The sequence below is a fragment of the Steroidobacter sp. genome (genome assembly GCF_016790065.1).
In the GTDB taxonomy this organism is placed as follows: Bacteria; Pseudomonadota; Gammaproteobacteria; order Steroidobacterales; family Steroidobacteraceae; genus Steroidobacter.
In genome coordinates this window covers 1-15,090 of record NZ_JAEUPY010000479.1, presented here as the reverse complement: position 1 = coordinate 15,090, position 15,090 = coordinate 1, and the positions used below count along the sequence as shown (strand labels likewise).

Here is a 15,090-nt window from a genome sequence, read left to right as displayed (position 1 = left end):
GGTCAGGGAGTGTCCACCTCGGGCAGCGCATATGCAATCAGCCAGCCGCCGCCGCTGGCCGGCGGTGCAGTCGTGCCTGCACCTCGCTGCGCTTCGGGCTCGGCGACATGGCTGTCTTCGGGAGTATTTACTGCGGGCACAGCGATCACCACGTACTGCTTGCCTGTTCCCGGCGATACGTAGCTCATGGGCGTTGCTTGAGCATTGTTGGGCAATACATCGCTCCACAGAATCTTGCCCGTGCTCAATTCCAGCGCGCGGAAGCGGCGGTCCAGGGTGCCTCCCATGAAGATCAGTCCGCCTTGGGTGACGACAGTGCCGCCGGAGTAAGGCACGCCCATGGGCAGTGGCAATTTGAATTTGAGGCCTAGCGGTCCGAGCTCGTTGGCGGTGCCCAGCGGCCGTCGCCACAACACTGAGCGAGTGCGCAGGTCGACGGCAGCGATCTCGCCATACGGTGGTTGCTGGCAAGGTGCGAATAGCGTCGACAAGAACGGTGTGGTGAACGCGGCATAAGGAGTGCCGAGCTGGCGTCCGCCGCCGAAGCCGAGCACCGTGTCATCTCTGACAGAAGAGCGCGGAAATAACCGCACGTGATTCGCAATCTGCAGAGCATTCACGACCATGACATTGTTGACTTCATCGATGGCGACGCTGCCCCAGTTCATGCCGCCGGCAAAGCCGGGAAATTGCAGGCTGCCTCGCACCGAAGGCGGCGTGAGCGGTCCTTCGTAACGCAACCGGCGAAACTGGATGCGACAAAGCATTTGATCGATGGGCGTGATGCCCCACATCTTCGCTTCGGTCAGCGGCTCACGATTGAAGCTCGGCATGCCCACCGAGAATGGCTGGGTCTTGGCGGTCCACTCATGCGGGACATCGGTTTGCGGGACCGGTCGTTCCTCGACGTCGGCCAGCGGTTGGCCAGTCACTCGATCCAGTAGAAACAATTCGCCGCGTTTAGTCGGCGCGACTAAAGCGCGAACTTGCTCGGTCTTGCCGGCGGGCGTGAAGTCGACGAGCACCGGCTGAGAGGGAACGTCGTAGTCCCAGATATCGTGATGCGTGGTTTGAAATGACCAACGCAGCTTGCCAGTTCTGGCGGCGAGCGCGACCACCGAGCTGGCGAAACGCTCGGACTCAGGCGAGCGATGTCCGCCGTAGTAGTCGGGAGTCGCGTTGCCGGTGGGGATGTAGACCAGGCCCAACTCGTCATCGGCGCTGAACACACTCCAAGCATTCGGTGTGCCGCGCGTGAATGTTTCATCAGGCGCGAGTGACACGACTGGTTCGGTGCGTCCAATGTCCCAGGCCCACAGCATGCGTCCACTGATGGGATCAAAGCCGCGAATGACACCGGAAGGTTCCTGCACTTCGACGTTGTCCGCGACCCAGCCGCCCAACACAGCGACGCCGCTGGCCAGGGTCGGCGGTGACGTGACGTAGTAGAAGCCGGGTTTCACCTCGCCCATGCCATTCAACAAACTTACTTCGCCGTTCTGGCCGAAGCCCGGGCAGCGCTTGCCGGTGGCGGCGTCGACGGCGATCAAGCGTGCGTCGGTTGTAGCGGTGAGAATGCGCTCGGCACATTCGAGCGCGGTATCGGGCGCTTTGTAGTAAGTAACGCCGCGACACGTGGTCGTGAAACCGACCTTCGAATCTTTGAGTTCAGGATCGAATCGCCAACGCTCGATGCCGGTCGCTGAGTCCAGTGCGGCGATGATGTTGCCGGCGAGGCAAACATACAGCGTGTCCCTGATCTGCAAAGGCGTCGCTTTGAAAGCGCCGCTGACGCCGGTCCGATAAGTCCAGGCCACCTGCAGTTTGGAAACATTGCCGGTATCGATCTGATCGGCCGCGGCGAATCGACGGCCAGCGGCCGAGCCGCCCCAATGTTGCCAGTCGCTCGTGGCGAGGGTCGCTGGGTGTTCCACACCAGGAAAAGGCTGGGTCGGATAGGGCTCATGAAGTGCGACGCCGATACCAACCGCCGCGAGCGAAGCCAGCACGGCCCAAGTAGTCCAAAGATTTCGTAATGGTCGAGGCTCACGGCCGAGCAACGCGTGGCGCGTTCGAGGTCGCAAAAGAAACAACCCCAGTACCAGAAATGGAAGAACACGTGGTGCCAGTGCCCAGCCATCGAAACCGGCTTCAGCGATGGCCCAGATCACCGTGCCTAGCGTCAGCGCGCCGTACAGGTACGCGCCCCAACGCCGCCCGCGCCACAGTCCAACGGCGGTGGCGATCAGTGCCACGCCAGCGATCAGGTAGTAGAGCGATCCGCCGAGCGTTAGCAGCCTGCCGCCGCCGAGGCCCAATACCGAGCCGATGACCAATAGCACCGCTGCAAAAATGCGAGGCGGTCGCGGCCGGCGCTTGCCACTCCATCCCTCTCCCCATCCATCCGAGAATTTCTTGTTCATGGCTACACTCAGGATCCTTCCTCAGGGTGCATGTATAGCCGATGCGCGCGGGGCGTGCATCTTCCGCCGATTGCTTTAAGCTCGGGTGCTCATGAGCTGCGCCATTGCCTTCGAGCATGTAACTCACCGCTATCCGCACGCGACCGCGGTGGACGACGTGAGTCTGCGTGTCGAGGCCGGCGAAACGGTGGCGCTGATCGGCCCGAGCGGCTGTGGCAAGTCCACGCTGCTCAAACTTGCGGCGGGCCTGGTGTGGCCTCAGCAGGGTTCTGTCGTGGTTACAGACCGCACGCTCGCACCCGATAACGTGCTCGAGACCCGTCGCCGCATCGGCTATGTGATTCAGTCGGGTGGCCTGTTTCCTCACCTGAGCGCGGTGGACAACGTTACTTTGGCGGCGCGCTTTCTTAAACGAGAGCGGGACTGGATCGCGCAGCGCGTGGTCGAGTTGGCTGAGTTGGTGCAACTACCGCGCGATGCCTTGGAGCGCTTTCCAGGCAATCTTTCCGGCGGTCAGCGGCAGCGTGTCAGTCTGATGCGCTCATTGATGCTCGACCCGGCCGTGTTGTTGCTGGATGAGCCGTTGGGTGCGCTCGACCCGATGGTGCGGCATGGCTTGCAAGAAGATCTACGTCGTTTGTTCGAGCGCCTGGGCAAGTCGGTGCTGCTCGTGACTCACGATATGGCTGAGGCCGCGTTCTTCTCGCGGAACATCGTGCTGATGCGCGATGGCAAGATTGTTCAGCGAGGCACGTATCGAGATCTCATCGACACGCCGGCCGAGCCATTCGTCAACGAGTTCGTGAAGGCACAGCGCGGCTTGCATGCCGAGGCACTCGATGCCTGAGGTGCGCTGTCGAGTATCGCTTGCGCTGTTGTCGCTCGTGGCGCTGCTTGTTGGCGCGATGACACAGGCAGCGACGACTGTCATCGGCTCCAAAGCCTTCACTGAGTCAGTGATTCTCGGCGAGCTCGCCACTCAGCTCACGGAAGAGGCGGGCTACGATGCCAATCATCGACGCCAACTCGGCGGCACACGAGTGCTGTGGAGTGCGCTGGTCCGCGGCGACATTCATTGTTATCCCGAATATACCGGCACGCTTCGTACAGAGATTTTCGCCAGCCAAGCCATCGGCAATGACGATGAGCTGCGCGAAGCCTTGGCGCGCGAACGGATGTGGACGTCGGCATCGCTCGGCTTCAATAATACGTACGTTCTGGGTATGCGCCGAGACCGTGCGGCGGAATTAGGGATCACTCGCATGTCGCAGCTGGCCGATCATCCGGCACTGCGTTTCGGGTTCAGCAACGAGTTCATGGAGCGAGCCGACGGTTGGCCGGGGATTCGTTCGCACTATCGCTTGCCGCAAAAAGATGTTCGCGGTCTGTCGCACGATCTTGCGTACCGCGGGTTGGAGTCGCGCTCGCTGGATCTTACCGATCTGTATTCCACTGATGCTGAGATCGTTCACTACGATCTGACCACGCTCGCCGACGATGCCAAGTTCTTTCCGGTCTATGACGCCATCATCGTGTGTCGCAACGATGTGTCCGCTGAGGTGCGCGAATCGTTGAATCGACTCGGCGGCCGCATCGATGCAATGGCCATGACCAAGATGAACGCTCGCGCCGCCTTGGATCGTGAGCCGGAATCGCAGATCGCTGCGAGCTTCTTGCGCGAGCAGCTGAATGTCGCCGCTGAGGCCAAGGTGGAATCTCGCAGCACGCGTATTTGGCAGCGAACGCGAGAGCACCTGGCCATGGTGGCCATCTCACTGGGACTGGCGGTGTTGGTCGCGGTGCCCCTGGGAATCGTGGCTTTCTATCGCCGTACCATCGGTCGCTGGGTGTTTGGCATTGCCGATGTTTTACAAACATTGCCGGCGTTGGCGTTGCTGGTGTTTTTGATTCCTTGGTTGGGCATCGGTTATGCGCCGGCCATCGTGGCGTTGTTCCTGTACAGCGTGCTGCCGATTCTAAGAAACACCCATACCGGCCTGGCTGACATTCCCAAAGACTTGCGCGAATCGGCCGAGGCGCTTGGATTGCCCCGCATGGCGCGCCTGCGGTATGTCGAGTTGCCTTTGTCCGCGCGGTCCATTCTTGCGGGCATCAGAACCGCGGCCGTGATCAACGTGGGAACGGCCACGCTTGGTGCTTTGATCGGCGCGGGGGGCTACGGTCAGCCCATCCTGACCGGTATTCGGCTCGATGACACTAATTTAATTCTGGAAGGCGCGGTGCCTGCAGCGGTGCTCGCGCTGGTGGTGCAATGGGCGTTCGGTCGGGTCGAACGTCGCTGGGTCACCGCCAAGTAATCAGCGCCATCCGTGAATCCCGATGCAAGTGGCCATCTCCCGCAATCGCCCTTGAAGAATCTGCTGCTCGGAACTATGCCTGTGAGAGTGCGTTGAATTTTCTTGCATTCGTCTTGTTGTATTCGGGTCGGTTCGAGCGGGTCAGTCATCATGAGTCAACCAATATCGTCGATGGCGCAAGTGCGCCGCTATGCAATGCCGTTCGGCATGCTGCTGTGTTGCGCGTCTTCGAGCGCGTTTGCTTCGGGCTTCGCGTTGTTGGAGCAGAGCGCGAGTCGGCTCGGCACGGCATTCTCGGGCACGGCCGCGGCGGCCGACGATGCCAGCACTATTTTTTACAATCCGGCTGGCTTGGCCAATCTCAAAGGCAGCGAATTGTTGGTGGTGGCGAGCGGCGTGCTGATCAGCTCCGAATTCAACAACGCTAACTCACAAGCGGCACTCGGTCAGCCACTGGGCAACGAAGGTGGCGATGCGGGTGGCTGGAACGCGGTGCCCGCGGCGTACTTCGCCATGCCGTTGAACGACAAGTTCGCGGTGGGCTTGGGAGTGAACGCGCCGTTCGGTCTGAAGCTCGAATATGGCAACGGTTGGATGGGGCGCTATCAGGCGCTGAATTCGGAGATTCAAACTTATAACTTCAATCCGTCGCTGTCGTGGCGTTTGAGCAAGCAGCTGAGCTTCGGCGTGGGCGTGAACTATCAACGCATTCAAGCTGAGCTGACCAACGCAGTGAACTACACGGCGGTGGTTGCGCAAGGCTTGCAGACATTAGTGGCGGCGGGTCAGTTGCCGGCAAACGCAGTGCCGGGGCTGATCGCGGCGAATGCAGGTCTCGAAGGCACCACTGCCGTGCGAGGCGATGACAGCGCGTGGGGCTTCAATGCAGGGTTGCTATATGAGTTCTCCGATGACACGCGGGTGGGCTTGTCGTACCGATCTTCGATCGACTACACGCTCGAAGGCAGTGTGCGCTTCCGTACGCCGACCGCGTCGAACGCCACCGGCGCCGCCATCATTGCGAGCGCATCGGCACCAGGAGCAACACTGGCGACCGGGCCTGCCACCGTCGATTTGAAGCTGCCGGAAATTGCGACTGCATCGCTGTATCACCGCATGGGCCCGGTCGAGTTGCTGGCCGATGTGGCGTGGACGGGCTGGAGCAGCATTCAAGAGTTGCGCATCGTGCGCACGTCGGGACAAGTGCTGTCAGTGACGCCGGAGCGCTGGGAAGACACGTGGCGTTATTCAGTCGGCGCGACGTACGAACTCAACAAGCAATGGAAATTGCGTGGCGGTGTCGCGTACGACGGTACGAATGTTCCGAATAGCACACGCACGGCACGACTGCCCGATTCATATCGCACCTGGGTGGCTGCCGGCGCTCAGTGGAACCCTGGTGGCTCGTTAGTCGTCGACGTGGGCTATGCGCACTTGTTTGCCAACGACGCGGGCTTGAATCAGAACGACGGCAATACTTTGTCGCGCGGGTTCTTGATCGGCGAGCAGACGTCGGCGGTCGATATCGTCAGCGCTCAGATCGCTTATAAGTTCTAACGCGACTACAGGTCGTCAGTGTCGAGCGCATTGATGCGCTCCGACAGCAGCGTGTAGTTACGATGCAGGGTCTGCACGAACTGGTGCAGGTCCTGCAGTGTCCCGGTGTTCACGATCACATCGTCGGCGGCATCCAAGCGATCTTCGCGTGAGGCCTGCGCTGCCAGAATCTGCTGGGCCAGCTCCGAGTTCGCGCTGTCGCGTGCCATCAAACGTTTCAGCTGTTCTTCTTCGCTGGTGTCGACCAGTAGCACGCGGTCGTATAGATCGGCACGGCCGCTCTCGACCAGCAGCGGAATCACGTGAATTTGATACGGGCCCTCGGCGCGTTGCGCTCGCGAGGCGAGTTCTTCGCGAATGGCCGGATGGGTGATGGCTTCCAGGCGTTTGCGTTGTTCCGGGTCGGCGAATACTCGAGTACGCATGCGAGCACGATCGAGGCGACCGCTGCTATCGAGAATGTCGCTGCCGAATTCGGCAACCAGCTTGGCCAACGTGGGGGTGCCCGGTTCGACCACGTCGCGCGCGATCTGATCGGTATCCAGCACTGGCGCGCCGATCTGCGAAAACAGTTCCGCGACCGCGCTCTTGCCGCTGGCAATACCGCCGGTGAGTCCGACCAGCAGGGGGCGAAAATTCGGGTTGCTAGGAGAATTACTGGACTGGGTCATTGCCGAGCCAGTGTAGGTGGCCGGCACGGAGCGGGCAATGCGCTCCTTCAGCAGATGTGAGCTATTACAGCCCCACGCTGTCCAGATACAGGCCGGTGAGTTGTTCGCCCCACATCAGCGCGATCCAACCGCCGGCCGCGAGATAGGGGCCGAAGGGGATGGGGATGTTCCGGTCGCGGCCGCGGAACGCAATCATTGCGATGCCGACCGCGGCGCCGGTGAATGCCGAGATCAATATGATGATGAGCAACGATTGCCAACCGAGCCAGGCGCCGAGTGCGGCGAGCAACTTGAAGTCGCCGTAGCCCATGCCTTCTTTGCCGGTGAGCCATTTGAACAGCTTGTAGATGCTCCACAAGCTCAGATAACCGAGCGCCGCGCCCACGATGCTGGAGCCGCTAGTCACTGGCAGACCGACGTGCGACACAGTAGGTGCCAGGCTGAGCAGCAGGCCGAGCCACAACAACGGTAACGTGATGTCGTCGGGCAAGAGTTGATGATCGATGTCTATGGCGCTCAGCGCGACCAGTGCCCAGGTGAGCACGAGCGCGGCTCCGCAGTACCAGGTGACGCCGAACTTCCACGCGACCGCCGCCGACACTGCGCCGGTGAACAGTTCGATCAACGGATAGCGAATGGAAATCTTGTTGCCGCAGTTGGCGCAAGCGCCGCCCAGGAACACATAGCTGACCACCGGAATGTTTTGCAGCGCTGTGATCATCGCGCCGCATTTGGGACAGGCGGAGCGGGGCACGACCAGGTTGTAAGGCTTGCGTTCGACCGGCTGGTCACGCGGCGGATCGTAAGGATTCGGGCCGACGATCTCTTCGGCCTGTGCCTGCCAATCCCGCTCCATCATGATGGGCAGGCGGTGGATCACCACGTTGAGAAAGCTGCCCACCAGCAGGCCCAGCACCAACATCAACACGATCCATGCCGACGACGAAGTCGTCAGCAAGTACAGCCATGAGCCGAGCACGTCCTGCAGACTACACCACCGCGCCCAACTTGAAGATCGGCAGGTACATGGCGATCACCAGGCCGCCGACCAGCACGCCCAGGATGGCCATGATCAACGGTTCGATCAACGAGCTCATCGCGTCCACCGCCGCGTCCACGTCGGCTTCGTAGAAGTCGGCGACCTTGGCGGACATGGAATCGAGCGAGCCGGATTCTTCACCGACCGCGATCATCTGGATGACCATGTTGGGGAACAGCGAAGTGGTTTCCATGGAGCGTTGCAGGCGCTGACCGGTGGCGACTTCGTCGCGAATCTTCAGCGTGGCTTCTTCGTACACGATGTTGCCGGTGGCGCCGGCGACTGAGGTCAGCGCTTCGACCAGCGGCACACCGGCGGCGAACATGGTCGACAGCGTGCGCGCATAACGCGCGATGGCCGCTTTCACCATGATGGGGCCGACGATCGGCGCCTTGAGCAAGGCGCGGTCGAGGAAGCGACGCATCGGTCGCGAACGTTTCTTGAAATAGAAGAACGCATAGCCCGCGGCACCTGCCACCACCGCTATGTAGATGCCGCTCTCCTGCACGAACTTGGACAGGTTGATGACCATTTGCGTGAACGCCGGCAAGTCGGCGCCGAAGCTTTGGAACAACGACTCGAACTGCGGAATCACGAAGATCAACAGAATGCCGGTCACGATCACGGCCACTGCCAACACCGCGGTGGGATAGAACAGCGCCTTCTTGATTTTCTTTTTCAGCGCCTCGGTCTTTTCCTTGTAGGTGGCGATCTTGTCCAGCAAGGTTTCCAGCGCACCGGCCTGTTCGCCGGCTTCCACCAGGTTCACGAACAGATCGTCGAAATACAACGGATGCTTGCTGAGCGCCTCGTGCAACGAGGTGCCCGATTCGATGTCGGCCTTGATCGCCAGCACCAGCTTCTGCATCCGCGGCTTATCGTGGCCGTTACCGATGATGTCGAAACATTGCACCATCGGAATACCGGCCTGCAGCATGGTGGCCAGCTGACGGGCGAACAGCGCGATATCTTCGGTGGTGATCGCCTTGCCGCTCTTGAACAGCTGCGATTCCTTGCGCACGCTCTTGGCGAGCACGCCCTGGCGACGCAGATCGGCTTTCACCGCAGCTTCGGACACGGCCAGCATCTTGCCTTTGATGCGTTTGCCTTTCTTGTCCGTGCCTTCCCAAACGAACGGCAATTGTTGAGTGGATGCTTGAGCCATGGTCTAAGTCCTTGCGATCACTCGACCGTACACTGATTGATTTCATCGAGGCTGGTGATGCCGGACTTCACCTTGGAAAGACCGGATTTGCGCAGATCCCAGATGCCTTCTTTGGCCGACTGCGCGGCGATGTCCACGGCGTTGCCATCCTGCAGGATGATGCGCTGAATCTCGTCGGACACGGGCATGACTTGATACAAGCCGGTACGGCCCTTGTAACCGTCGGTGCACGAGCCGCAGCCGACTGGTTTGTAGACCTTGAAGCCCTCGGCGACTTCCGCTTCGGTGAAGCCTTCCTTGAGCAACGCTTCGGCCGGCATCTCGATGGTGGTCTTACAGTTGTTACAAAGCTTGCGCGCCAGGCGTTGCGCGATGATCAGCGACACCGACGTCGCGATCGCGTAAGGCTTCACGCCCATGTCGATCAACCGGGTCAGCGTCTTGGGCGCATCGTTCGTGTGCAAGGTGGACAGCACCAAGTGGCCGGTCTGGGCGGCCTTGATGGCTATTTCGGCGGTTTCCAGGTCTCGGATTTCGCCGACCATGATCACGTCCGGATCCTGACGCAGGAAGGCGCGCAGCGCCGACGCGAAGGTCAAACCCACCTTGGGATTGACGTTCACCTGGTTGACGCCAGGCAAATTGATTTCCGCCGGATCTTCGGCGGTGGAAATGTTGGTGTCCTCTTTGTTGAGGATGTTCAAGCCGGTGTACAGCGACACGGTCTTGCCGCTACCGGTCGGGCCGGTGACCAGGATCATGCCGTGCGGCTGCCCCAGCGTCTTCAAGTACATCTCGCGCTGCTCGGGCTCGTAGCCGAGCGCATCGATGCCGAGCATGGCGCTGGACGGATCCAGAATACGCGCCACGATCTTTTCGCCGAACAGGGTCGGACAGGTGCTGACGCGGAAGTCGATGGCGCGATTCTTCGAAATGCGCATCTTGATACGGCCGTCCTGCGGGATACGGCGTTCCGCGATGTCGAGACGCGACATCACCTTGATGCGCGCCGCGAGCTTCACGGCCAACTGCACCGGCGGGCTGGCGATTTCTTTCAAGAAACCGTCCAGGCGCAGCCGAATGCGATACGACTTTTCGTACGGCTCGAAATGAATGTCGGAGGCGCCGCGCTTGATGGCGTCGAGCAGCACCTTGTTGACGAAGCGCACGATGGGCGCGTCTTCGATGTCGTCGCGACCCGCGGCTGCCGCTGCGCCTTCGTCGTCGTCACCGCCGGTGACTTCCAGATTCTCCAGGTCCAGATCGTCGTCGGTCAGCGCCGGCATCTGGGTGTCGACCTGTTCCATGGTCTTGTTGGCGATCTTTTGCAGCTTGTCGTCTTCGACGACCACCGCTTCGATCGACAGGCCGGTCTGGAACTTGATCTCGTCCAGCGCGTGCAGATTGGTCGGATCGGAGACCGCGACGAACAGTCGCTTGCCGCGCTTGAGCAGCGGCAGGACGCGGTGCTTGGCGAGCAGCTTGTCGGAAACCAGCTTGACCACGTCGAGGTCGAGCTGCACGGCATCCAGGTCCAGCAGCGGCACGCCGAATTCCTGGGAGGCCGCGATGGCGATTTCCTTGGCATCGGCAATGCCCTGGGTGACCAGGTGCGATACCAGGTTGCTGTCGCTCTCCTTGGCGGCAGTCATGGCCTGCGTCATGGTCTGCTCGTCGACCAGGCCGTCCTGGATCAACCGTTGCGGCAGGCCCTGCATCACCATGCGCTGTTGGATCGTGGAGACGTTCTCAGCCATTGAATACGTTGCCGATGGTTAACGACGCTTGCCGCCGTACGGGACGGGCATTTGTCAAATTGGGCGGATGGTCTCACATCCGCAGCCGGCGGCTCGTGACATATCTCACAGCCGGGGCGCCTGAACCGGGGCGGTCGCCGGATAGGGTAACCGCCGTGCAAGATACCGTAATCCGCCCTAGCTCGGCAGCAGTGCTGCCCCACTATGGCTGTAGCGAACTCAGCGACATTCCGACGGGGCGTACTTGGCGGGCAGGGTGCCCAGAGGGGCCGCCACTGGTAGGTTGCGAGCGGTGGCTGTGCTGCTGGTTTCCGAGGTACATGCCCAGTCGATTGAGCCGATCGAATCAGAAGCGAGCGGCGCATTATGGACGGACGGCGTGAACACGAGTGTGTTGGTATTTAAGCTGGTCGGCAGGCCGTTCTGCGTCGTTGCACGGTAGGTGACTGTGATCACGCCATCGCCGGCAATCTGCACGTTGTACACGTACTTCGAAACGGTCGTGGCGGTATTCCAGGCCAGGGAGATCACATTGACTCCCTGAACGCTAGAAGTATCGAAAGCCTCGCTAACCTCCGCTTTCGCAGCAGAGGCTCCGAGTAGTCCTTCGGAGATCTTCGCGCGGACGGTGTAGTCCTGATAAGCCGGCAGGGCTATGGCTGCCAGAATGCCGATGATGGCCACGACGATCATCAATTCAATCAGCGTGAAACCAGTACTGCGAGTTCGTTTCGACACGATGGTTCCTTAGCTTTGGTGGTCCCGGCACCTAAAAGAAAGGGGCGCCGAAGCGCCCCTTCCATTCCGTTCAGCTGCTCATGCGAGCATAACCGATTAACGGCACTCCGAAGGAGCGTACTTGGCAGGCAGGTTGCCAGCGTTACGGGGCAAGTTACGGCCCTGGGCAGTCGAAGTGGTCTGCGAGCCGCAGGCCCAGTCGATCGCGCCCTGCGAGGTGGCGGCCAGCACGGCCTGGGTGACCGACGGCGTGAACACCAGCGTGGTCTGGTCGATGGTGGTCGGCAGACCGTTACCGGTGTTCGCCTTGAAGTTCACAGTGATGACGCCGGTAGTGGCGACGGTCACGTTGCGCACGTACTTGGACTCGGAGGCTGCAATGTTCCAAGCCGTGGAAGCGACGTTCACGCCCTGAATGCTGTCGGTCTGGAAGGCTTCGCTGATCAGCGCCTTCGCCGAGGAAGCACCAATCACGCCTTCAGACACCTTCGAACGGATGGTGTAGTCCTGATAAGCCGGCAGCGCGATCGCTGCGAGGATGCCGATGATCGCCACGACGATCATCAATTCGATCAGGGTGAAACCCTTTTGAGTCTGCTTCAACATTTCTAAAGTCTCCTGGATGGGAACTGCAAAATCCGCGACGATGGCGTCAGCAGGGTGGATCTGAGCAAGCCTCGTGCCAACTCGGATGGGTAATTCTAAGTGGTTGTTTAAGCATGCGTTTTTTTAAGGCGCACGCGGTGTGTCGGCCGTTTCTTCAAGGTGCTGGACTAACGCGTTACGCCACAAGCTGACAATCATTGTCACTTGCTGACTTCATTCACCGACTAAGGGGTAGGCGATGCGCTGGGACTCGGCACAATCTTGTAGAGACGCGCATACGGGAACGTTTCCGAGTGATCGTCGTAACGCAACTCGAAGCGGACTTCGTCGATGAGCCGGTAAGTGGGAGGAATCTCAGCTTGTGGACGGAGCAACAGCTCGGTGGGGAGTTCGGGTGAACCGTCGTTGAAGAACGAGAACGTGTACTCGCCATCCGGCTTGCGGACGACAGTAGCAGGTCGTACCAGTACGTACTTAACCTGCGGTGCCTGCTTGGGCAGTTCGCTAGCGGGCAACTCCATTAGTCGCCATGCTTCGGCAACTTTGTCGAACTGCTGTTTGGTCAAAAGAAAGTTGTTCGCGATGACCGAGCAATCCGTGTAGTAACGGATGTAATGCCCGGCAGTACTGTCGGAGAGGACGATTCCTGGATCCTCGGCACATGCCTTACGCATTTTGGGGAATATGGGATGGAGCCGTTCGAACCAGATATCTCCGGCGCGCGGAATCGGGGCAATCAACGTGTGCCGGATCTGCGGTACATAGGCAAGCAGCAGCGCCAACGTGGCGAGTAGGTACGCGCGCTTGGCCAGATCAGGACGTGCGGAAACGTAGTCGTGAAGCACTATCAACCACGGGAAGTAAAGTGCGAAGGCGCCGAAGTAATGCAACCTGATTTGCATGGAGAGCAGTACGAGCCCGATGCTCGACGTAATCCAGAACAATAAGCGCGGCCGTTGTCGTTCGCGCCAACACTGAATCAGGCACAGCGCCAGGGTCAGCGGTGCTATCCAGACCAGGTAAGAATAGAAATTGACCAGCGCGACGAGACCGTCCTGGAATGCCATTTTCAACGGCGAGCGCATTTCTTCGATCGAGCTCAACATACCGAGCGAGCCGGTCAGAAAGGATTGTCCGATCTGCATCTCGCTGATCAAAGGGAACAACAGTACGGCTGCTAGTGCAACCAAGGCCGCGACGCTGACTCGGCCAGGTTTCAGCCAGGTGAGCAGTAATGCTGTCGATGCGGTCCCGGTGGCGATGTACAGGTGGAACCAGGACAGGGTGTAGAACTCGAATCGACCTTCACGAAACGGCAATGAAGGCAGCAGTATGGCCAGCGCAGACAGCAGCAGCGAAGCGGCAAGAGCGACGATGGGTTGACGCGGCGGACTTTGGCCCTGTAACCATCGGACCAGCAGCGTGACCAAAAAGGGCACCTGGAGAATGAACAAGCCATTGTGAATGCACAGCGACAGTCCAAAGACAGCACCCAGAACGATGCTGTTGCGCGTACTGGGCATACGAAACCAAGCCAATCCAGCCGCCAGCGCGGCGAGTACGCAGATCAGCTCGGCAAAGTGATGATCGATCTCGCCGTAGCCATGTAGCAGTTGAGTCGTCGGTGCCAACGCCATGCACAAAGCGGCCAGTGCTATTGGCCAGTTCGACAGCGCGAGGCGGCGACCGATCAGGATCAGCAGGCCAATCGAGAGCGCGACGGCAGCTACCGGCAGCCACAGCAAAATCTTGATGGGTTCAGTGCTCAGTCCGAGCGCCAATCCAGCGCGGACCAGGCCCGCCATGAAGTAATCGTAGCCCCACGGCCATACCAGCATGCTGCCTTCAGGCGCATGAATCTTCGGGTCGAACTGGTAGAAGTGTCCGGCCACTGCGTCGAGTATGCGCCGGCCGTGATAGAAGGCGTCGTGCCCGACGGGGAACCAATCCCCGCCAATATGAGCAGCCGACATATTGAGGCTGCAGGACACCACTGCGATCGCGGTAGCAACCAGCCAGATGGTCAGGCTGCTCCGCCATGCCGGCGCTTTTAGGTGCATGCTTACTGATCGCAAAGTGGCGTTCTGGTCCACGAGCATAATCCATGGGGCCAGCGGAAAGTGTGCGGGTTCTCAAAGGACGAAAGATCTTCTGGCGGGTGCGGAGCCTGGTGATGTAGGTCGCAGAAGGCGCGATGGCACTTAGAGTCATGCGTGCGAAGCGCATACAATATGTCCACCAACCCTTACCAGTGACCCTAATGGCTAATCGAGCTCTCGCCAGTCTCGGTATCGATCGGCGTGACCTTTGGGTGGTCGTCGTGCTGTTCGTGTCTTCCAGATTGCTGTACGCAGCGCTTGGTCTGGAGTTCGATGCCAGCACCCTGCCGTACTACATGCAGTTCATCGACGTAGAGCTGTTGCGCCACCGCTTGCTGGAGTCGCTGTGGTACTACCATGCCAATCCGCCGCTGTTGAATCTGCTCGCGGGTGTCGGACTGAAGGTCTTCGGGGATCACGCCGATTTGTTCTTTAGTGTCGTGTTCCACGCGCTCGGCGCAATGCTCGCACTCACTGTCTATGCACTCACGCTGCGACTGAGTGGGGCTTGGCAGGCGGCGACGCTTACCACCGCTGTGTTGGTTTTCAGTCCGTCGTTCGTGCTGTACGAAAATTGGCTGATGTACAGCTTTCCCGCCGCCGCACTTTTGACCATCTCGGCGTGGGTCTTGTGCCGCTATTTACAGACTTGGCAGACCAAATGGTGTGTGGGGTTCTTTGCTGTTCTGGCGGCGTTGTTGTTAACCCGAAGTTTGT

The 15,090-nt window shown here is 60.1% G+C and carries 12 protein-coding genes; 4 read left to right on the top strand and 8 right to left on the bottom strand.

Annotated elements, in window-relative coordinates; translation table 11 throughout:
* Positions 1-2: 2 nt before the first annotated feature.
* Positions 3-2,423 (bottom strand): membrane-bound PQQ-dependent dehydrogenase, glucose/quinate/shikimate family, encoded by a 2,421-nt coding sequence (locus JNL55_RS19760; RefSeq protein WP_293857646.1) that lies wholly within the window; start codon positions 2,421-2,423, stop codon positions 3-5.
* A 91-nt stretch (positions 2,424-2,514) separates the two neighbouring features.
* Between JNL55_RS19760 and JNL55_RS19755 the strand changes: the two genes are divergently transcribed.
* The 3 genes from JNL55_RS19755 (at position 2,515) to JNL55_RS19745 (ending at position 6,298) form a co-directional block, all read left to right on the top strand.
* Positions 2,515-3,270, top strand: coding sequence for an ATP-binding cassette domain-containing protein (locus tag JNL55_RS19755; RefSeq protein ID WP_293857643.1), 756 nt, complete (start codon positions 2,515-2,517; stop codon positions 3,268-3,270).
* Positions 3,271-3,328: 58 nt separating this feature from the next.
* The gene (locus JNL55_RS19750; protein ID WP_293857640.1) at positions 3,329-4,741 is read left to right on the top strand and encodes a glycine betaine ABC transporter substrate-binding protein; all 1,413 of its coding nucleotides are present in this window, start codon (positions 3,329-3,331) and stop codon (positions 4,739-4,741) included.
* Between the two features lie 150 nt (positions 4,742-4,891).
* Entirely contained in the window at positions 4,892-6,298 is a 1,407-nt protein-coding gene (locus JNL55_RS19745; RefSeq protein WP_293857637.1) for an OmpP1/FadL family transporter, read from the top strand.
* A gap of 5 nt (positions 6,299-6,303) precedes the next feature.
* On the opposite strand, the gene coaE is transcribed toward JNL55_RS19745, so the two are convergent.
* From coaE to JNL55_RS19710, 7 genes are all read right to left on the bottom strand, one after another.
* On the bottom strand, positions 6,304-6,969 hold the full coding sequence (gene coaE / locus JNL55_RS19740; RefSeq protein ID WP_293857634.1) for a dephospho-CoA kinase: 666 nt from the start codon (positions 6,967-6,969) through the stop codon (positions 6,304-6,306).
* A gap of 64 nt (positions 6,970-7,033) precedes the next feature.
* Positions 7,034-7,948 carry a prepilin peptidase gene (locus tag JNL55_RS19735; protein ID WP_293857631.1) on the bottom strand — a complete coding sequence of 305 codons (915 nt, stop codon included), beginning with the start codon at positions 7,946-7,948 and terminating at the stop codon, positions 7,034-7,036.
* 10 nt (positions 7,949-7,958) lie between these two features.
* Positions 7,959-9,173, bottom strand: a complete 1,215-nt coding sequence (locus tag JNL55_RS19730) for a type II secretion system F family protein (protein WP_293857628.1) — start codon at positions 9,171-9,173, stop codon at positions 7,959-7,961.
* Between the two features lie 17 nt (positions 9,174-9,190).
* Positions 9,191-10,930 (bottom strand): type IV-A pilus assembly ATPase PilB, encoded by a 1,740-nt coding sequence (pilB, locus tag JNL55_RS19725; protein ID WP_293857625.1) that lies wholly within the window; start codon positions 10,928-10,930, stop codon positions 9,191-9,193.
* A gap of 219 nt (positions 10,931-11,149) precedes the next feature.
* The gene (locus tag JNL55_RS19720; RefSeq protein ID WP_293857622.1) at positions 11,150-11,668 is read right to left on the bottom strand and encodes a pilin; all 519 of its coding nucleotides are present in this window, start codon (positions 11,666-11,668) and stop codon (positions 11,150-11,152) included.
* A 96-nt stretch (positions 11,669-11,764) separates the two neighbouring features.
* The gene (locus JNL55_RS19715) at positions 11,765-12,274 is read right to left on the bottom strand and encodes a pilin (protein WP_293857619.1); all 510 of its coding nucleotides are present in this window, start codon (positions 12,272-12,274) and stop codon (positions 11,765-11,767) included.
* Positions 12,275-12,498: 224 nt separating this feature from the next.
* A complete protein-coding gene (locus JNL55_RS19710; RefSeq protein WP_293857616.1) occupies positions 12,499-14,367 on the bottom strand; it encodes a hypothetical protein in 1,869 nt (622 codons plus the stop codon).
* Positions 14,368-14,534: 167 nt separating this feature from the next.
* Here JNL55_RS19710 and JNL55_RS19705 point away from each other — a divergent pair.
* Positions 14,535-15,090: hypothetical protein (locus JNL55_RS19705; protein ID WP_293857613.1), on the top strand; the 556-nt coding region annotated here is incomplete at its 3' end.

Coding starts and splice junctions, on each gene's coding strand:
- JNL55_RS19760 (WP_293857646.1), bottom strand. CDS start 2,423: ATGAACAAGAAATTCTCGGATGGATGGGGAGAGGGATGGAGTGGCAAG.
- JNL55_RS19755 (WP_293857643.1), top strand. CDS start 2,515: ATGAGCTGCGCCATTGCCTTCGAGCATGTAACTCACCGCTATCCGCAC.
- JNL55_RS19750 (WP_293857640.1), top strand. CDS start 3,329: ATGACACAGGCAGCGACGACTGTCATCGGCTCCAAAGCCTTCACTGAG.
- JNL55_RS19745 (WP_293857637.1), top strand. CDS start 4,892: ATGAGTCAACCAATATCGTCGATGGCGCAAGTGCGCCGCTATGCAATG.
- coaE (WP_293857634.1), bottom strand. CDS start 6,969: ATGACCCAGTCCAGTAATTCTCCTAGCAACCCGAATTTTCGCCCCCTG.
- JNL55_RS19730 (WP_293857628.1), bottom strand. CDS start 9,173: ATGGCTCAAGCATCCACTCAACAATTGCCGTTCGTTTGGGAAGGCACG.
- pilB (WP_293857625.1), bottom strand. CDS start 10,930: ATGGCTGAGAACGTCTCCACGATCCAACAGCGCATGGTGATGCAGGGC.
- JNL55_RS19715 (WP_293857619.1), bottom strand. CDS start 12,274: ATGTTGAAGCAGACTCAAAAGGGTTTCACCCTGATCGAATTGATGATC.